The sequence below is a fragment of the Saccharopolyspora hirsuta genome, assembly GCF_008630535.1.
In the GTDB taxonomy this organism is placed as follows: Bacteria; Actinomycetota; Actinomycetes; order Mycobacteriales; family Pseudonocardiaceae; genus Saccharopolyspora; species Saccharopolyspora hirsuta.
Genome location: NZ_VWPH01000002.1, coordinates 109,152 through 127,367, shown reverse-complemented (window position 1 = coordinate 127,367; position 18,216 = coordinate 109,152). Strand labels below are relative to the sequence as shown.

Sequence of the window (18,216 nt, the reverse complement as noted above, 5' to 3'; positions counted from 1 at the left end):
TTCCTTCCGGTGTGTGTCGACAGTGGACGGTGCTCAGACCGCGTTGCGCGGGTCCCGCAGGTCGCGCCCGGCGACCTCGGGCATGAGGAACGTCCCGATGAGCGGGCAGGCGGTGAAGATGCCGAGCATGATCGCGATCGGGACCCACGACCCGGTCGCAGCGGCCACCCAGGCCGCCACCACGACGGGGCCGATGCCGGTGGCGATCATCGCGGCGACCTCCCGGACCACGCCGGTCGCGGCGTACCGGTGCCGGGAGCCGAAGAGCTCCGGCAGCGTGAGGTTCTCCAGCGAGGCGAGCGCCATGACCGACACGTTGTGCATCACGATGTAGCCGAGGAACACCTTCGGGACCTCCGCCCCGGCGATCGCCATCATCGTCGGCACGATGAGGATCAGCGAGATCACGCTCATCACCTGGTACATCCGGCGGCGGCCGAACTTGTCGCCGAGCGCGCCGACGATCGGCACCGTGACGAACGCGCACAGCGAGGAGACCATCACGACGCTGGTGCCCACCGAGGCCGACATCGCGAGCGTGACGGTGATGAACGAGACCATGTAGGTCTGCAGGATCCCCGAGTTGCCCGCCTGCCCGAACCGCAGCAGGAACGCGGGGACGAGCGCGCGCCACTTCTTCTGCTCGAGCGCTTCGAGCATCGGGGTGTCGTTCTCCCGCTCGGCCTTCGCCCGGATCTCGTCCGCCGTGAGCGCCACGCCGTCGTTGACGTGGGAGCTCTCCTCGAACACCGGGCTCTCCTTGAGCCGGAACCGGATCCACACGGCGAACAGCAGGATCACGGCGCTGCCCAGGAACGGGATGCGCCAGCCCCACGCGAGGAGCTGCTCCTCGGAGAGCACCGCGACGAGGACGCCCCAGATCGCCGACGCACCGAGGGTGCCGCAGTTCGTGCCGAGCGCGACGAGCGACGCGACGATGCCGCGGCGCTTGGCCGGGGCGTACTCGGCGAGCATGACGCCCGCACCGGAGATCTCGGCACCGGCGCCGAAGCCCTGCACGAGGCGCAGCACCGCGAGCAGGATGGGCGCGAGGATGCCGATGGAGTGGACGGTCGGCAGGGCGCCGATGAGCGTTGTCGCACCGCCCATGAGGGCGATGGTGAGGAACAGGACCTTGGTGCGGCCCACCCGGTCGCCGAGCCGCCCGAAGTACCACGCGCCCACGGGGCGGGCGAGGTAGCCGACCGCGTACGTCGCCATCGCGGACACGACCGCGAGCGCGGGGCTCTCGCCCGCGAAGAACAGCTGGCCGAAGACGAGCCCGGCCGCGAGCGAGTACAGCTGGAAGTCCATGAACTCGAGCGCGGTGCCGAGCCATCCGGACATCGCGGCGCGGGCGAGATCGCCGGTGCTGCGCTCGACCTGACCGTCCTTCGCGGTGCCCGTGTCGGGCGGCGGAGCTGAAGTGGACATCGTTGTACCTTCTTCGGTTGCCGACGGGGTGGGGGGGATCAGAACGCAATGAGGACCTTGCCGGAGGCAGCGGAGTCCTTCGCCGTCTCGAACGCTCCGACCGCTTCGGCTGCGGGGAACACGTGCGTGACGACCTGGGAGATCGAGGGGTTGGTCGCGAGCAGGTCGACGGCCTCGTCGATCTCCGTCGAGAAGCGGAAGGTGCCGCGCAGCTGCACTTCCTTCGACACCAGCGGCGCGAGGTTCACGCCGATCGCGGCGTCGGCGAGCATGCCGACCTGGACGACCACGCCCGCGCGGGACGCCGACGCAACGGCTTGCGTCAGCGACGCGGGCGCACCCGAGCACTCGAACACGACCGGGTAGGAGGTCGTCGGGACCTCGTCGCGTCCGATGTGGAACGTCTCGTGCGCGCCCAGCGCGCGAGCCCGGTCGAGGGCGGCCTCCTGGATGTCCCCGACGGCCACGTGCTCGACGCCGCGCGCGGCGAGCGCCGCGACGATCAGCAGGCCGACGGGACCGGCGCCGAGCACGAGCGCGCGATCACCGAGGTCACCGGCGACCGTGAGCGCGTGCAGCGCGACGCCGAGCGGCTCGGCGAGCGCTGCGTCCCGCAGCGACAGGCCTTCCGGCAGCCCGCGGAGCATGGGCTTCTCGACCACCACGTACTCCGCGGCAGCGCCCTGGCGGTGCGGGAAGTCCGCGGCGCTGCCGAGGTAGTCGCCGCCGGGCCACAGGTGCGGCCGGTCCCCGATGCCGTCCACCGGGGTGCCGTACCGCGCGGGGTGCACGGTCACCGGCGTGCCCTTCGCCCACTCACCGCTCGGGTCGGCCTCGACCGTCGCGGAGAGCTCGTGGCCGGGGGCGAAGGGCTCGCGAACGACGTTCTCCCCGTTCTTGCCGTGGAAGTAGTAGTGCAGGTCCGAACCGCAGATGCCGACGTACCGCACGCGCAGCAGCACCTCGCCGTCGGCGGGTTCGGGGGTCGTGACGTCCTCGAGGCGCATGTCCTGGGCGCCGTGGATGAACAGGCCTTTCAACGAAGATCAGCTCCAGGGGTGGCTCAGCGGGAAGTGGCGACGTCGGCGGCCGCGGCGCGCGCACCGCCGCGGACGATGGCGGTGAGCAGGTCGGCGACCCGGGCGGTGAAGGCGTCCTGCTCGGCGAGGGCGACCGGGAAGAAACCGCCGTGCATGATCCGGCGCACGTGGTCGGGAACGGTCGTCGCGCCGTCCACGGCGGCGGCTAGCCGGTCGCGGGCGGGTTCGACGACGCGCTCGGCGAGCGGCCCCGGGGTGAACCCTGCGGGCGGGGCGACGCACGCGATCCACGCGGCGGTGCACAGCGCGAGGTGGTGCGGCACTTCGCCGCGCCGGAGGTGGAAGAGCGCCGCGTCGGGGATGCGCTGGAGGAGCTTGACGGACCCGTCGGTGCCCACCTGCGTGGTCGCGTGCCCGATGAGCGGGTTGCGCCACCGCGCGTCCAGTTCGGACACGTACGCGTCGACGTCGAACCCGGTGGGCGGGGTGAACGTCGGCAGGTAGTCGCCGGCGATCCCGCCCAGGACCGCCTCGCGCACGAAGTCCTGCCCCCACGCGGCGTCGATCGTCGGCGCCCCGGACAGGATCCCGAGGTAGGCGATGAGCGAGTGCGATCCGTTGAGCAGGCGCAGCTTGACCATCTCGTACGCCGCGAGCTCGTCCGAGAACGTCGCGCCCGCCAGGTCCCAGGCGGGACGCCCGCCCGCGAAGTCGTCCTCGAGGACCCACATGGTGAAGTCCTCGGCCGGGACGGGGCACCGGTCCTCGACGCCGAGCAGCTCCGCGACGCGGCGGGAGTGCTCCTCGGTCGTCTTCGGCACGATGCGGTCCACCATCGCGTTCGGGAACGAGACCGAGGAGTCCACGAAGGACAGCACGTCCTCGCTCGCACCCGCCGCCTGCAGGAACTCCTCGACCACGGCGCGCGTGACCTCGCCGGAGGACTGGAGGTTGTCGCAGGACAGGACGGCGAACGGCTCACCCGAGGCGGCGCGCTTCTCGATGCCGCGGGCGATCATGCCCACCGCGGTGCGCGGCGTCGCCCCCGCTGCGAGGTCCGCGGCGACGTCGGGGGCGTCGAGCGCCAGCCTGCCGGTCGCGGGGTCGCGCGTGTACCCCACCTCGGAGACGGTGAGCGTGACGATGCGGTGCGCCGGGTCCGCGATCGCGTCCACCACGGCGGCGGGGTCCTGGGCGGCCACGCCGGTGTTGCGGTGGACGTCGACCACGCCCGCCTCAGCACCGTGCTCGGTGAGCTGGAGGATCGAGTAGACGTTGTCCTGAGCTCGCATCGGAGCGACCACGCGGTCCGACGAGTGCGCGAAACCGCGGATGCCCCAATCCCCACCGGCGGCCGCCATCGCCTGCGCGGTGTAGACCGCGCCGTGCGCGCGGTGGAAGTTCCCGAGGCCGAGGTGGACGATTCCCGTCCGATCCGGCGCGGAGGCCCCGATGAGCGATCCCGCGGGCACGCTCTTCCGGCCCAGTGGCTGTGTCATGACGTCCTCGTCCCTCCACGACGCGCGGGCGGAGCGTTTCACATCGCGAACCGACCGTTTTGCATCTCGGACCACAAGCTAAACTCACGGTGACCGCGACGCAATATCGCCCCGGACGAGAATGGAGCCATGGAGACCGAAGCCACACCGGAGACGCCGCCCGTCACCAGCCTCGACCGCGCGCTCGTCGTGCTCGAGACGGTCGCGGCAGCGGGCCCCGAGGGGCTCGCGCTCGGCGAGATCGCGGCGCGCACGGGGATCAACAAGGGGTCGGTCCACCGGCTGCTCCGCGGCCTCGCGCACCGCGAGTACGTGGCGCGCGACGGCGACGACCGCAACTACGTCCTCGGCGAGGCGCTCCGGCGGCTGGTGCGGACCTTCGGTGCGGGCGACAACCTGCCGCTGCTGTTCCGGCCGCTGCTGCTCGAACTGTCGCGCCGGACGGAGGAGCTCGTCCACCTCGGCGTGCTCGACGGCCGCCGCGTCGTCTACCTCGACAAGATCGAGCCGGAGCGCTCCGTCCGCGTGTGGTCCCGCGTCGGTCGGCGCACGCACATCGCGACCACGGCGCTCGGCCGCGCGCTCATCGCCGCAGCTCCCCCGAACGACGCGCTCATGACCAGCTACCTCAGGGAAGCCGAGCCCGACCACGCGCACCCCGCGCTCGGCGACCGGTTCCGCGACGCGGTGGCCGCCGCGCGCAGGCGGGGGTGGGCGGTCGAGAACCAGGAGAACGAAGCCGGGATCGCCTGCGTCGGCATCGCCCTCACGTCCACGACCTCGCAGGACGTCGCCATCAGCGTCACCGGCCCCGCCGAGCGCATGACCACCGACCGCCTCGCCGAGATCGGCGCCCTGCTCCGCGAGCTCGCCGCCGAACTCGCCCCGGAGGAGTACACCCTCGCACCGGCGACGGGGTGACGCCCCGGATCACCCGACGACGTCGAGGACGTCGACCTGGCCCGCCGGGGTGAGCTCCAGGATCGGGATCCGCCGCCCCACCGCGTCGCCGGTCACCGGGTCGAACTGGAAGCTGCCGCCCGCGCCGGTCACCACGTGCTCCGGATCGTTCATCAGGTACAGCTGCGGCAGGACGTCGGTCGGGGCGGGCAGGTGCAGCCCCTGCCCGATCGCGGTGCGGGACGCCTGCGCGGCGGCCAGGACCGCGTCGTGCTGCATGATCGCCCAGCCGTTGCGCAGGTCCGCCTCGGGGAACCCGTTGTTCCGGAACTCGGCCTCGAAGCGCTGGTACTGGTCCAGCGTCGGGTTCCAGCGCGGGTCCTTCAGCGCCTTCGGCTCGGCCAGCCCGGTGTAGATCACCGAGACCGGGGAGTCGTTCGGCCCTGGCTCGCCCAGCGCGACCTGGAGGTCGCTGGCGTCGGAGGCCGTCACCACCGTGACCGGGCGGTCGGTGACGCAGCCGCGCTGCCGGAGCTGGGCGACGAAGTCCGGCAGCAGGATGGCGCGACCCGCGTAGAAGAACACGTCGGGCGGGTTGTCGCCGCAGAGCCGACCGGCGATGGAGTTGAACTGGGCGACGATCCCGGGCGTCCGCGGGGCGCCGGAGTAGGGCATCCACGACGGCCGGGGACCGTCCCAGTAGGCGCCGAAGTGCCGCTCGAACCCCTCGCGGAGCGTCCGGGTGTAGAAGTCCGCCGGGTTGGTGTCCGCGACGACCAGGGCCTTGCGCAGGTCCGGCCGGTTGCGGGGGAGGAACTCGGCGAGCGCGGCGAGCTGGTCGTCGTTGCTGGAGTTGACCCGGACCAGCCCGTACGCGCCGGTGCCGGTGGTGTTCAGGCCGTCGGCGGTGATCACCGAGCCGATCGAGGGGATTCCCGCCGCGGCCAGCGCCCGGGCGCCGTCGACGGTCTGCTGCACGCTGACGCCGAGACCGGTCACCGCGACCAGCGGCTGCGGGTGGCGGACCAGCCGCTCCAGCTCGCCGACCACCGGTTGCCAGGCCTGCTCGCGACTCCCCTCGTTCGCCAGCACCAACCGGACCTTCAGGTCGTATCGGTTCGCCTGGACCTGGGCGACGTGCGCGCCTTCCAGCAGCGCGCGGATCTGGTCGGTGGACAGCAGGCCGTTCGGCGGCTGGCCGCTCTCGCTCGGCAGCGGGATCGGCACCAGCACCGCGATGGTGATGCCGCGCTGACCGGCCACCCGCTGGTTCTCCGCCCAGATCTTCGCGGCCACGGCGTCGAATTCCGGGTGGAAGGAGGTGGAACCGTCGCTGATGCCGACGCATTCGCCGCCGTCGTCCCACAGCTCCCCGCCGCACGGGACCGCCAGCGGGAAGATCAGCCCGCCGAGCACGGCCACCGCGGCCACCGCCGAGGCGATCAGCTTGATCCGCCGTCGGCGCCGCCCGCGGGTGGAGAGCCCGGCCGCGATCCGCTTGGTGCCGTTCCGCCGTCGTGGCGCGGGGTTCTGCTGGATGAGCACGACACATCTCCTCGGGTCTCGGTCAGCGGATCTGCTCGGCGTCGCGGCGGTACTTCTGGCCGTCCTCCAGCAGCGCCGCCATGTCGTCGGAATGCGGTGCGATGCGGTCGTAGGCGTCGGCGATGGTCAGCTTCAGCAGCCGCAGCCCGTCCTCGAGCAGCGGATCGTTCTCCAGCCAGCGGGCGGGCACGAGCTTGGCGAGCGAGGCCAGCGGCTCGTCCAGACCTCGGGCCCACGCGGACAGCTCCTGGACGTGGCGCAGCGGCGGGATCGCGGGATCGACCCGGTTCGGCGCGGACACGGTGGTTTCCAGCACAGCGCGCCAATCGGCCACCGACAGCTCAGGACCGCGGAGCAGCTCGGCCAGCTGTCGCGTGACCGCTTCCACCTCGCCGATCGCCAGCGCGTGGTGCAGCGCCTTCGCCCCGGCACCGGTCTCGCGGAAGAACCCGTGCACCTTCGCCCAGGACGCCGGGTGCTCCGCCGGACGCCCCGCGAGCTGCCGGACCAGCAGTCGGCGCAGCACGCGCGGCAGCACCGCCGGTCCGCCCGGCGCGTTCTGGAACCACAGCGACGGCGCGAAGACCTCGTCCCGCTCGGCGGTGGCGACCAGCAGCCCGCTCGCCGCGCCGAGACGCCGCGCCTGCTCCAGATCCGGGGCCGCAGCGCAGGTCACCAGGTCCGCTCGCGCGGCAGCGGAGAGGTTCGCCAGGAACAGGTCCAGCAACCGGTCCTCGACGCTGCGGTGATCCGGCGGGCTCGTCGATTCCAGCAGGGCGTGCAGTTCGAGACGTCGTTCCGCGTCCGCGAACGCCGTGAGCAGCAGGTCGGTGGAGCCGGGGTGGCCGTCGGTGAACCGGTGCACGGCGGCGGCGATGCCGCGGTGATCGCGCATGCCCGCGTCGGCCACCAGCCGCACCACCTCGTTCCGGGTGAAGTTGCGCAGCTGCACCGGATACCAGTTCCGCTCGACCCCGACACCGCCGTGCCACTGGGTGTAGTCCTCGTAGCTCGCGTCCTCGGCGGTCGGCAGCGAGGGGATGTTCGCCCAGGTCTGGGTGCTGCTGCGGCTGGTCGCCACCACCGTCAGCGGATCCGCGAGGTCGCCGCCGGTGAGCGGTTCCTCCTCGCGCATGCTGTCGCGCGCCCGGACCAGCCCGTCGAGGAAGCCGCGACCGGCCGGGCTGTCGATGTTGTCGAGCAGGACCGCGCAGTTGAGCGTCCGCCGGTCCGCGTACCTGCTGCGGCGGAACTCCGCCCGCAGGTCGGCGAGGAACGCCGACCACAGCAGCTCCTCGGCGTCCAGGCGTTCCCGGTCGTCGTTCGGCCGGTGCGTCATCTGGTTGAGGTCGACCAGCTCGTCGATCGGGTCGCGGTCGAGCTGCCGGTCCTGGTGCCCGTACCAGTGCTGACCGGTGCCGAGCACCACGCGGCGCCCCCAGCGCCACGCGGTCAGCCCGCTGATCACGAAGTTCGGCAGGAGCTGCCCGACGGCGCCGGGCACCGGCACGGGCCCGAGCAGCCCGGCGGCGGCGACGTCCGCGAGGATCTGCCCGAGCGTCAACCGGAGCTGGTCGACGTTGCGGTGCGCTTCCAGCGCCTGCACGACCTGCGCGCGGGCCCGGTCGCGGTCGTGGCGGTTGAGCTGCTGCGCGATCACGAGCTGCCCGGTGATGAACCGGGGGAACCCCAGCCGCCCGAACCGGCCGCGCTCCCGGCTGAGTTCGAAGACCAGCGCGGACAACCGCTGCCAGGTGGACATCTCCGGGGCGACCTCGAGGTCCTGGCGGGCGTGCGGGATGTCGAGCGCGGCTTCGAGCTCGCCGAGCAGCCGCGTCTTGCTGCTGCTGCGCGGACCGGTGAAGACCAGCACGGGCACCCACCGGCTCCGCGGCACGCCCCGGTGGTCCTCGGGCCGGGCCAGGAACTCCTCGACCAGCTCTACCTCGTGCTGCATGGTGGTCTCCGCTCGCTCGGCGCTGGTGCCGAGCGAAGCGGATGCGGTACCGGGACCACCAGTCCGCCGAACTGTTCCGAACCCTCCGGTCCCTCCGGAAAGCCGTTCGGAACAGGCATTTTCGCTGTTCGCGGCCGTTGGGCCCCGAGACGGCGCTACCGTGTCCGACAAGCACCCGGCCCGTTCGCCGAACGCTGTCGAACGGCTTCGGATGGAGTGGGGAGGCCCCAGCAGTGCAGGATGTCGGCGAGGAATCCGAGCCACTGGACCCCGACCGCAGCACGACCCGCGACGAGTTCACCGAGCTGCTGAACGCCGCGCGGAACCGCGCGGGCCTGTCCTACGCGGGTGTGGAACGCGCGGCCAAACGCCTCCCGCCGCGGAGCGGCCACCAGCCGAGCCTGGCCCGCAGCACCCTCAGCGACATGCTCACCGGAAAGCGCGCCCCGAACAAGACGAACCTGGAGATCTACCTGCTGGTCTGCGGGATCGCCGAGGAGGACCTGCCGCGCTGGATGGAAGCCCGCAAGCGGGTCTGGGAAACAGCCCCGAAACCGGAACCGAAGGCCCCGCCGAAGTACCGCCTCCGCACGGTCCTGATCACCTCGGCCAGCGCCCTGGCCCTCGGCGCGGCAGCGGGCGCGACGGCCGTGCTCCTCCTGACCCCCGACCCCGCCAGGGGAACCGGAGAACCACTGGTCCCGCTCCAGGTGGCGACCTACAACTGGACCCACTGGACCCCGGACCCGCTGGCCGAAACCCGAGCGGGCGAGATCTGGCCCGGAACCCACGCAGTCGCCTGCTGGACGACAGGAGTCCGCTACACCTGGATCGACGAAGCGGGAACCACCCGGGGAACCAGCGACACCTGGCTCCGCCTGGCAACGGACTACTACGGCAACAGAAACGTCTACATCAGCGACCTGATGCTCGCCCCAACCCCGAAACCCGCCCAATCCCTGCTCCCCAGGTGCCCCTGACCCCACCCCGGGCAAGCACGGAGGGCAGCACCGAGCGATCAGCGGGCAGTCAGCATCAACCCCAGGAGCTCAGCGGTGATACCGGGTGGGGTTGGCGAGGAGCGGTGCTGTTTGGGTGCGGGGTTGCTCAGGGTTCAAAGCGGTAGGTGGTCGCCTTGCGGGATGCGATTTCAATCGAAATCGGCGCTGTTGCGCTGCGACGGAACCTGCGGTGGCGACATCCGCCAATTTCAATCGAAATCGCAACCGTCCCCACCCCTCCCCAGGAGGTGGTGAGACGTCGCCGCACCCGGTCCCGCACCACCCCTGGGCTGGACGTCCGAAGCGCTCCCGGAGGAGCTGGTCCCCACCCAGGCCTAGAACCCACCCGCGCGAGGAGCCGACGAAAAGCAACCACCGCACCGTGGGGGCCGCGGGGGCTCGGCCCCCGCGATAGACACGCGGAACGCAAAAAGGCTCGCGCTCTCCGCGAGCACGAGCCTCCCATTGCGTGGAGCTGAGGGGAATCGAACCCCTGACCTTCTCGATGCGAACGAGACGCGCTACCAACTGCGCTACAGCCCCTTGCCTCGAGGTTTTCGGCCTCTCGGCTTTGTTGTTGTCAGTACTCTAGCAAGGCCCGAATCGGGGGTTCGCAGCACCCCCCTCCACGGGGTCGGGATCACTCCCCGGCCGCTCGGCGGTAGGGCTCCCAGGTGCGTTCGTCCAGCTCGTCGAACATCGGGTCCTCGTCGTCGATCTCGACGCGGACCGCGCGGGTGGTCTGGCGGGTGTCACGGCGCTCGACGACCTCGTCCTCGGCCGCGTCGTCGTACTCGTCGTCGTGGAGGTCCTCGTCGTACTCGTCGGCGTACTCGACCTCGTCGCGCTCGCCGTTCATGCGGGCGAGGCGGCGGGAGCGGATGTCCTCCTCGATGCGGACCTGGCGGCGCAGGTACGTGAGGTAGCCGACGATCACCAGGTCGATGATGCCGTGCAGCCACCACAGGACCGGCCACAGCAGTCCCGCCAGCAGCGCCGTCACGACCGCGGCCGCGAGCATGGCGACCACGATCCGCTGCCGCCGGGCGTACTTGGCGCGGGCCGCCAGCGCGGCGGCCTCCGGGTCGAACCCGCCGCGGCCGGGCCGGTAGCGGCGACCGGCGCGGACGTCGTCGCCGTTCACCCGGCGCCACGAGTTGTCGTCGGTGTCGTGCTCCTCGACCGCGTCGTCCAGCTCGGTGTCAGACATCCCGGCCTCCTCCACCCTGTCGGTTGTCGCGGCTCCGGGCGTTGCCGGACGCCGACCGCTGCCGCGGCGGACCACCCTCGCGGCGAGCGCGGAATCGGTGGTCTTGGACACTTCCTGGCGGCGGCGGGCGAACATCGGCGCCAGCACCACCAGCCACGCCGCCGCCAGTGCAGCGAAGATCAACGAACTGGGCATGCCTCGCCACCTCCCCCTGGCCACCGGCAGCACACGAGTCTGCGATCGCCACGCTAGTCACATCTGTCACTCCCGTGTTGGAGCCACGCCGAACACGGTAGGTTCCCCGCGGCCCAGAAAACCCCACGTTCAGCGGAGTCAGCGGCAACATCGACATCGGCGTGTCGGTCTCCACACCGCCGAATGCGTCTGATCATGCGTCCGTTCGGTGCAATTTCCGCGAAATCCCGCCGCGCCAGCGGTGACGGTGCGTGATCAAGATCTCCCGCCGGTTCGGCCGTCAGGGGCGGCTGGCCCCGCCGCCGCGGACCAGCCGCGCGACCGCGCCCTCCGGGACCTCCTCCGCGGTCAGCGCGTACACGTAGTGGTCCCGCCAGTCCCCGGCCACGTCCAGGTAGCGCCGGAACAGCCCCTCGCGGCGGAACCCGGACTTCTCCAGAACCCGGACGCTGGGCAGGTTCTCGGGCCGCACGGTGGCTTCCAGCCGGTGCAGCCCGACCGGGCCGAAGCAGTGGTCGACGGCGAGCGCGACCCCGGCGGTGGCCACGCCACCACCGGCCAGCCGCTCGGCGACCCAGTAGCCGATCCACCCGGAGCGCAGCGCGCCCCGCACGATGTTGCCGATGGTCAGCTGGCCGGCGAACTCGCCGTCCACGGTGATGCTGAACGGCAGCGCCTGGCCGCGGCGGGCCATGCCGCGCAGCGCCGCCCACTGCGCGGGCCACGCCGTCGCGGCGTTGCGCTCCTGCCAGCCGCCGACGGCCGTGGGCTCCCACTGCTGCAGGTAGGTCCGGTCGTGCAGCCGGGTGCGGCTCCACGCCGACGCGTCGCGCAGGCGCGGCGGGCGCAGCGCGACCGCACCGCGCGCGGTGACCAGCGGCCCGAGCCTGGCCGGCCAGCCGGGGTGGCGGCCGACCGGGAACCCATCAGCGTCGGTGGGCTGCATCGGCGGCTCAGGCGCGCTGCGACAGGAAGCGGACCTGGACCTCTTCTCCCGCGCCGATCTCGGTGACCTCCTCGTCCACCACCACCAGGCAGTTCGCCTCGGCCAGCGAGGCGAGCAGGTGCGATCCCGAGGTGCCCAGCGGTTGCACCAGGTAGGAGCCGTTCTTCGGGTCGCGCAGCAGCTGGCCGCGCAGGAAGCCCCGCCGCCCCTCGGTGGAGGTGATCGGCGAGAGCAGCTCGGCGGTCACGGTGCGGCGGTGCGGGTTGGGCTTGCCGAGGGCGGCGCGGATCAGCGGTCGCACCAGCACCTCGAACACCACCAGCGCGCTCACCGGGTTGCTGGGCAGCATGAAGGTGGGGATCTCGTCGGGCCCCAGGCGTCCGAAGCCCTGCACCGACCCGGGTTGCATCGCGACCCTGGTCACGTCGAGCTCACCGAGGTCGGACAGCGCCGCCCGGACCTCGGCCCCGGCCGCACCGCCGACGCCACCGGCGACCACGACGATCTCCGAGAGCAGCAGCCGCCCCTCCACGACCTCGCGCAACCGGCGCGGATCGCTGCTCATGATGCCGACGCGGGTGACCTCGGCGCCCGCGTCCCGAGCGGCCGCGGACAGCGCGTAGGAGTTCACGTCGTAGACCTGGCCCTGGCCGGGCGTGCGGTCCACGTCCACCAGCTCCTCGCCGACGGAGATCACCGACACCCGCGGCCGCGGGTGCACCAGCACCTTGTCGCGGCCCACCGCGGCCAGCAGCCCGACCTGCGCGGACCCGATCGGCGCCCCGCGGCGCACCGCCACGTCGCCGGTCTGCACGTCCTCGCCGGTGCGGCGGACGAACGCCGCCGAGGGCACCGGGCGGCGCACGGTGACCTTGGCCGGGTGCTCGTCGGTGTAGTCCAGCGGGACGACGGCGTCGGCCAGCGTCGGCAGCGGCGCCCCGGTGTCCACCCGGACCGCCTGGCCGGGCTGCAGCCGTCGGGGCTGCCGGGAGCCGACCGGGATCTCGCCGACGACCGGCAGCACGGTCGACTCGTCTGCGGCGGCCTGCACGTCCACGCTGCGCACCGCGTACCCGTCCACTGCGGCCTGGTCGAACCCGGGCAGCGCCTGCTCGGCGACGACCTCCTCCGCGCACAGCAGGCCCTGCGCCTCGGAGATCGCCACCCGGACCGGTGCGGGCCGGACAGCCGCCGTGAGCACGCGTGCGAGTTGCTCGTCCACTGACCTCATGGCTGTCGTCCTCTTCCCGCGCACCGAGCCGCCGCCCGGCGTGGCTGTCATCACGTCCTGTCCCGGCGGAGGCGGCGAGCGCTCGGGCCGTTCAGGACACCCCGTCGTTCTCCGCGATCCGCTCGACGAGCCAGGACCGCAGGTCCGGCCCGTACTCGGGATCCTTCAGCGCGAAGTCCACCGCAGCTTTGAGGAAACCGCCAGGATTTCCCAAGTCGTGTCGCCCACCGCGATGGACCACCACGTGCACCGGGTGTCCTTCGGAGATCAGCAACGCTACGGCATCGGTGAGCTGCAGCTCACCTCCGGCACCGGGCTCGATGCGGCGCAGCGCGTCGAAGACGGCGCGGTCCAGCAGGTAGCGACCGGCCGCGGCGAAGGTGGACGGGGCCTGCTCCGGCGCCGGCTTCTCGACCATGCCCCGGACCTGCTTGACGTCCTCGTCGTCGGTGTCGGTGACGTCGAACACGCCGTAGGCGGAGATCTGCTCGCGCGGCACGTCGAAGGCGCACAGCACGCTGCCGCCGTGCCGGGCGCGGACCTCGGCCATCCGCCGCAGCACGCCGGTGGGCAGCACCAGGTCGTCGGGCAGCAGCACGGCGACCGCGTCGTCGGCGTCGGTCAGGTTCGGCTCCGCGCAGCCCACGGCGTGGCCGAGCCCGAGGGCCTGCTCCTGCGTCGCGGTCTCGGCGGAGAGCAGGCCGGGCGCGCGGCGGACCTTCTCCAGCAGCGCGTCCTTGCCGCGCTCCTCGAGCGTCCGCTCGAGCTCGGGCTGCGGTGTGAAGTAGTCGGCGACCGCGCCCTTGTCCGGCGAGGTCACGATGATCAGGCGTTGTGCGCCCGCCTCGGCCGCTTCGGCGGCGACCAGTTCGATCCCGGGGGTGTCCACGACCGGGAGCAACTCCTTGGGCACCGCCTTCGTGGTCGGCAGGAACCGGGTTCCCAGGCCGGCTGCGGGCACGATGGCGGTCCGGAACGCGATGGGCGTGCTCGTCGGGCTGCTCATGGCCAGGGAGCCTATCGGGCAAACCTACAGTGGAACCGTGAGCTCGCTGGACGAATCGTGTACGACGAAGGCCGAGTGGCGCCGCAGGCTGTTGCAGCAGCGCCGTGACATGGACGAAACCACCCGCTCGGCCGAGGCCAGGGCGCTGCAGGAGGCCGCGCTCGCCTGGCTGGCCGAGCACCCGGTCCGGACCGTCGCGGCCTACGTGCCGGTCGGCGGCGAGCCGGGCTCACCGGACCTGCTGGAGGCTCTGCGCGCGGCGGGGCTGCGGGTGCTGCTGCCGGTGGTGAACCGCCGCCAGCCGCTGGAGTGGGCCGACTACACCGGCCCGGACTCGCTGCGCGAGGCGGGTTTCAACCTGCTGGAACCCGCAGGTCAGCGGCTCGGCGCCGCCGCCGTCGGCGAGGCCGGGGCGCTGCTGGTCCCGGCGCTGGCCGTGGACCGGCGGGGCGTGCGGCTGGGGCGCGGCGCGGGCTACTACGACCGGTCGCTGCCGATGGCCGATCCGGCGGCGCCGCTGATCGCGGTGGTCCGGGACGAGGAGTTCGTGCCCGAGCTGCCCGGGGAGCCGCACGACGTGCGGATGACCGGGGTGCTGACCCCGCAGCGCGGTGTCGTGTCGCTACCCGTGTGACACAGGCCTGTTTGCGCTGGACACCTCTTCTGAAGCATTATCGGGTTAGCACTCTTGTAGTTCGAGTGCCAGGACGAGATGCCGGAGGTTCGCGGCCGTGCCCACTTACCAGTACGCCTGCACCGAGTGTGACCACCGTTTCGAGCAGGTGCAGTCGTTCAGCGAGGACTCCCTCACCGAGTGCCCGAAGTGCACCGGTCGGCTCCGGAAGCTGTTCAACGCCGTGGGCATCGTGTTCAAGGGCTCCGGCTTCTACCGCACCGACAACCGGTCGTCGAACTCGTCGAGCTCGACCAGCAGCAGCTCGACCTCGTCGAGCAGCTCGTCGTCCGACTCGTCGTCGAGCAGCTCCTCGGCCACGACGGCCGCCGCTTCCTGAGCCCACCGATCTCCGCTCGCCGACCGCCCCGCCGCGGTCGGCGATTTTCGTGTGCGCGGCGAGTGATCACCGGAATTTCGTTCGAGTGATCCGAGTTGTCCACAACGGACCGGTTTGTGCACAGATTTTCGAATCCCCCTCCCGCAGCGGCGAAAAGCTCCCTAACTTCGGACGAGTTCGATCCCCCCGGAGAAGCGGAGCCGACCATGACGCCGAAAGACCGCCTCAGCGCGAGGCCGCACGACCGCATCGCCGCCCTCTTCCGCGCCCGGCGCGGGGTCCTGCTGCTGCGCAGATCCGCCGCAGTCGCCCTGCTGCTGCTCGCGGCCGCGCTGGCCGTCCAGCACCACGGTCCGCCGCAGGCCGGGGTGCCGGTGCTCGTCGCCGCGCGCGACCTGCCGCCCGGCCGCGCCCTGTCCGAAGTGGACGTGACGCGCCGCGAGCTGCCGGTCGAGCTGGTGCCGGACGGGGCGCTGCGGGACTCCCCCGCCGCGCTCGGCCGGGTGCTCAGCGCCGCCGCCCGGCGCGGTGAACCGCTGACCGACGCGCGCTTCAACGGGCCGACCGCGGCCTCCGGCGGCGGGACGGTGTCCGCGCCGATCCGGCTCGCCGATCCGGAGGTGGCCGACTTCCTCGCCCCCGGCAGGCGGGTGGACATCGTCACAGCCGCCGCCCGGTCGGAGGGCGGTTCGGTGCTCGCCGAGAACACCCCGGTGATCGCGGTCCAACCCGAGCAGGACCGCCGCGACCAGGGCAGACTCGTCTTCGTCGGACTTCCGGAGCGGCTCGCGGGCGAGGTGGCCGCAGCATCCCTCAACCAGACGGTCACCGTTACGCTGCGCTGAGTAGCATCCTTACGCCGATTACCCCATCGATTCGGCGTTCATCCGTCCGTGAGCGTCGGATCACCCCTGACTTCGAGAGGAGCATCAAGCGTGTTCAAGGGCTTCAAGGACTTCCTGATGCGCGGCAACGTGATCGACCTGGCCGTCGCCGTCGTGGTCGGCAGCGCCTTCACCGCACTGGTCACGTCCTTCACCAGCAGCATCATCAAGCCGATCATCGCGGCCACCGGCGGCGGCAACGTCACCGGCCTGAGCATCCAGCTACGCGAGGGCAACCAGGCGTCGATCATCGACTTCGCCGCGGTGATCAACGCGGTGATCACCTTCCTCATCACCGCCGCGGTGGTGTACTTCCTGTTCGTGCTGCCCATGAAGACGATCAACGAGCGGCGCAAGAAGGGCAAGGAGGAGACCCCGGAGGACCCGACCGACGTCGAGCTGCTGCTGGAGATCCGCGACCTGCTGCGCCGCGAGCAGGGCCTGCCCGCGGTCAAGGGCCTGGCCAGCCAGCTGGAGAAGGCCAAGGTCTCCGGCGACGGCCACAAGAAGTAGGCAGCAGCACGGCCCTGCGGCCGCCAGCGCCCCGGCGGATCAGCGCGGGTCGTGGTGCGGTGGCCGGTTCTCGCGGTACCAGCGCTCGTCGTCCTCGGCGGGCGTCCGGTCCGGCCGGTCGTCCGAGGTGGTCTCCGGCAGGACGTCGCCGAAGATCTCCGCGAGCTTGCGCCGCCGCTCCCGCTCGTCCCGACCTGTGTCGCCGTTCAACTCCAGTCCTCCCGCCGGCTCCGCGCCCGATCTTCGCAGGTGGCGCACCTCCATCATCCCGCACTCGGGGAGCCGGGCGGGGATACCGCCGACCTCGGGTGTGATGTCGACTACAGTTGAGGGCACGAGGTCCGCAATGCCGCGGGAGCGGCGCCAGGCGTTGGCTCACCGGGCGTCAGCCGCGGGAGGCGAGAAGATGGGATTCCTGGACAAGGCCAAGGAACTGGCGAACCAGGCCAGGGGCAAGGCGGAGGAGCTCGCCGAGAAGGCGGGTCCGAGCGCTGCGAAGGGACTCGACGCCGCAAAGTCGAGCCTGGACAAGGCGACCGGCGGCAAGTACCACGACAAGATCGAGACCGTCAGCGGCAAGGTCGAGGGCATGCTCAAGCGCGACCACCACGACGGCCAACCGCCGAAGGCCACCGACGACAAGGGCCCGGAGCAGCCCGGTTCCCCCGAGGACAAGGGCCCCGGCGAGACCGGCCAGCCACCGAAGACCCCCTGACCGAACAAGAAGCGGTGGCGGCTCCGCCCGGAGCCGCCACCGCTTCTTGTTGTCGGGTCAGCACCGAGTCATGCCGCGCCAGCGACGTCCAACCGCTGGAGGATCCGCCCGTAGTAGTCACCGGCCACCCACTGGACCGATTGCGGCCGCTGGCCCCCGCTCCGGCAGAAATCGCGCAGCGCTTCACGCGCCTGCTCGAAATCGATGACCGTGAACCGGTCGTGGAAGTGCTCGGTGTCGTAGTCGCTGGCCAACAGCGGCGCCTCGAGCGGGGACTCCGGGTTGAACGTGACCCACAAGTGCTGGGCCAGTTCATCGTCATCAGCTTCCTCGGGGGCCACGTTGATGAACCACAGCAACGCAGCGCAGCCCGCGTCGGGATCGGCCACCACTCGCAGCTGGAAGTCCCCGGGCTCGCCGGTCTCGAGATCCCGACCGACCTGCAACCACCCCGGCGTATTTCGATCTCCCCTGTCCAGCGCGGCACCGATCATGCTCTCCACCTCGGCCCACGAGGCGGCATGGCGCCACCCATCGCCGCCGTAAGCAGGCAGATCAGCGCTGAGCATCGTCATGATGTCGGGCTCCCTCCGTGCAGCTCGCATGGTACGGCGGCACCGGGTACCCATACCGTGATCGAGTGCCCACGCGGCAGGATAGCCCGAACAGCCGGAATGCATCCCCAATCACCGCGGCAGATCCCTCGCGGATTGTTGATCACCAGGGTGATGTGCCTGATGCCTCGTTTGCGCATCTCCATCGCGACCTTCATCTCAACGTGGGCAGCTGCAGCTACCGGTACATCCGGTCGACGCTGCTTCGGAAAGTCCGGGCTGTCCCGCAGGAATCGATCGATCTCACGAGCCTCGCCGTCCTGCTTGCTCCGCAGATCGCGATCGGCCAGCGCTCGTCTCCCCTCCTCATCGAATGCAAGACCCACTGTCGGCTTGAGGTGCGCGATTTCCACTGAGGTTTTTCCAACCTCGTTCTGGGTGGCGGTGCCGGTGCCCTTCGCAGCTGCGGTCCACGGCCAGGATGAAAAAGGCTCACTCGTACCGAATCGGCCCATTGAGCAGTGTTGAAGTCGTCCGGGGATAGCTCGTCAACAGGCTTCGAGCGCACGAGCG

General features: G+C 71.4%; 18 protein-coding genes, 1 tRNA gene and 1 pseudogene. 7 read left to right on the top strand and 13 right to left on the bottom strand.

The window, feature by feature from the left end; genetic code table 11:
- Positions 1-33: 33 nt before the first annotated feature.
- The 3 genes from F1721_RS03680 to F1721_RS03670 are packed head-to-tail and all read right to left on the bottom strand — an operon-like array spanning position 34 to position 3,973.
- On the bottom strand, positions 34-1,434 hold the full coding sequence (locus F1721_RS03680) for an MFS transporter (protein ID WP_150065112.1): 1,401 nt from the start codon (positions 1,432-1,434) through the stop codon (positions 34-36).
- 38 nt (positions 1,435-1,472) lie between these two features.
- On the bottom strand, positions 1,473-2,474 hold the full coding sequence (locus F1721_RS03675; protein ID WP_150065111.1) for an L-idonate 5-dehydrogenase: 1,002 nt from the start codon (positions 2,472-2,474) through the stop codon (positions 1,473-1,475).
- A 23-nt stretch (positions 2,475-2,497) separates the two neighbouring features.
- On the bottom strand, positions 2,498-3,973 hold the full coding sequence (locus tag F1721_RS03670; protein WP_150065110.1) for a mannitol dehydrogenase family protein: 1,476 nt from the start codon (positions 3,971-3,973) through the stop codon (positions 2,498-2,500).
- A 129-nt stretch (positions 3,974-4,102) separates the two neighbouring features.
- On the opposite strand from F1721_RS03670, the gene F1721_RS03665 reads away from it, so the two are divergent.
- On the top strand, positions 4,103-4,894 hold the full coding sequence (locus tag F1721_RS03665) for an IclR family transcriptional regulator (RefSeq protein ID WP_150065109.1): 792 nt from the start codon (positions 4,103-4,105) through the stop codon (positions 4,892-4,894).
- 9 nt (positions 4,895-4,903) lie between these two features.
- Here the strand turns inward: F1721_RS03665 and F1721_RS03660 are convergent, their stop codons facing one another.
- Positions 4,904-6,418, bottom strand: coding sequence for a type 1 periplasmic-binding domain-containing protein (locus tag F1721_RS03660; RefSeq protein WP_150065108.1), 1,515 nt, complete (start codon positions 6,416-6,418; stop codon positions 4,904-4,906).
- A 22-nt stretch (positions 6,419-6,440) separates the two neighbouring features.
- The gene (locus F1721_RS03655) at positions 6,441-8,375 is read right to left on the bottom strand and encodes a hypothetical protein (protein ID WP_150065107.1); all 1,935 of its coding nucleotides are present in this window, start codon (positions 8,373-8,375) and stop codon (positions 6,441-6,443) included.
- Between the two features lie 233 nt (positions 8,376-8,608).
- On the opposite strand from F1721_RS03655, the gene F1721_RS03650 reads away from it, so the two are divergent.
- Positions 8,609-9,355, top strand: coding sequence for a helix-turn-helix domain-containing protein (locus tag F1721_RS03650; RefSeq protein WP_150065106.1), 747 nt, complete (start codon positions 8,609-8,611; stop codon positions 9,353-9,355).
- Between the two features lie 491 nt (positions 9,356-9,846).
- Here F1721_RS03650 and F1721_RS03645 read toward each other — a convergent pair.
- The 5 genes from F1721_RS03645 to F1721_RS03625 all read right to left on the bottom strand — a co-directional run bounded on the left by F1721_RS03645 (position 9,847) and on the right by F1721_RS03625 (position 13,964).
- Positions 9,847-9,919 (bottom strand) — tRNA-Ala (locus tag F1721_RS03645).
- 97 nt (positions 9,920-10,016) lie between these two features.
- Positions 10,017-10,781, bottom strand: a complete 765-nt coding sequence (gene sepX, locus F1721_RS03640) for a divisome protein SepX/GlpR (RefSeq protein WP_150065105.1) — start codon at positions 10,779-10,781, stop codon at positions 10,017-10,019.
- Positions 10,782-11,061: 280 nt separating this feature from the next.
- Positions 11,062-11,727 carry a GNAT family N-acetyltransferase gene (locus F1721_RS03635; RefSeq protein ID WP_150065104.1) on the bottom strand — a complete coding sequence of 222 codons (666 nt, stop codon included), beginning with the start codon at positions 11,725-11,727 and terminating at the stop codon, positions 11,062-11,064.
- A gap of 7 nt (positions 11,728-11,734) precedes the next feature.
- Positions 11,735-12,958, bottom strand: coding sequence for a molybdotransferase-like divisome protein Glp (gene glp / locus F1721_RS03630; RefSeq protein ID WP_150065103.1), 1,224 nt, complete (start codon positions 12,956-12,958; stop codon positions 11,735-11,737).
- Positions 12,959-13,049: 91 nt separating this feature from the next.
- On the bottom strand, positions 13,050-13,964 hold the full coding sequence (locus tag F1721_RS03625; protein ID WP_150065102.1) for a UTP--glucose-1-phosphate uridylyltransferase: 915 nt from the start codon (positions 13,962-13,964) through the stop codon (positions 13,050-13,052).
- Positions 13,965-14,001: 37 nt separating this feature from the next.
- Between F1721_RS03625 and F1721_RS03620 the strand changes: the two genes are divergently transcribed.
- The 4 genes and pseudogenes from F1721_RS03620 (at position 14,002) to mscL (ending at position 16,374) form a co-directional block, all read left to right on the top strand.
- Positions 14,002-14,598, top strand: coding sequence for a 5-formyltetrahydrofolate cyclo-ligase (locus tag F1721_RS03620; RefSeq protein WP_246154177.1), 597 nt, complete (start codon positions 14,002-14,004; stop codon positions 14,596-14,598).
- A 97-nt stretch (positions 14,599-14,695) separates the two neighbouring features.
- Positions 14,696-14,836 (top strand): annotated as a pseudogene (locus tag F1721_RS35495) (FmdB family zinc ribbon protein); the annotation flags it as partial.
- 347 nt (positions 14,837-15,183) lie between these two features.
- Positions 15,184-15,822, top strand: coding sequence for an SAF domain-containing protein (locus F1721_RS03610; protein ID WP_150065099.1), 639 nt, complete (start codon positions 15,184-15,186; stop codon positions 15,820-15,822).
- 90 nt (positions 15,823-15,912) lie between these two features.
- On the top strand, positions 15,913-16,374 hold the full coding sequence (gene mscL / locus F1721_RS03605; RefSeq protein ID WP_150065098.1) for a large conductance mechanosensitive channel protein MscL: 462 nt from the start codon (positions 15,913-15,915) through the stop codon (positions 16,372-16,374).
- Between the two features lie 39 nt (positions 16,375-16,413).
- On the opposite strand, the gene F1721_RS34290 is transcribed toward mscL, so the two are convergent.
- Positions 16,414-16,584, bottom strand: a complete 171-nt coding sequence (locus F1721_RS34290) for a hypothetical protein (protein ID WP_170210205.1) — start codon at positions 16,582-16,584, stop codon at positions 16,414-16,416.
- Between the two features lie 196 nt (positions 16,585-16,780).
- On the opposite strand from F1721_RS34290, the gene F1721_RS03595 reads away from it, so the two are divergent.
- The gene (locus F1721_RS03595) at positions 16,781-17,089 is read left to right on the top strand and encodes an antitoxin (RefSeq protein ID WP_150065096.1); all 309 of its coding nucleotides are present in this window, start codon (positions 16,781-16,783) and stop codon (positions 17,087-17,089) included.
- Positions 17,090-17,157: 68 nt separating this feature from the next.
- Here the strand turns inward: F1721_RS03595 and F1721_RS03590 are convergent, their stop codons facing one another.
- Positions 17,158-17,664: an Imm1 family immunity protein gene (locus F1721_RS03590; RefSeq protein ID WP_150065095.1), complete on the bottom strand. Its 507-nt coding sequence runs from the start codon at positions 17,662-17,664 to the stop codon at positions 17,158-17,160.
- The gene (locus tag F1721_RS35585) at positions 17,661-18,158 is read right to left on the bottom strand and encodes a DddA-like double-stranded DNA deaminase toxin (protein ID WP_150065094.1); all 498 of its coding nucleotides are present in this window, start codon (positions 18,156-18,158) and stop codon (positions 17,661-17,663) included. Before F1721_RS35585 ends, F1721_RS03590 begins: the two co-directional genes overlap by 4 nt.
- Positions 18,159-18,216: the final 58 nt, after the last annotated feature.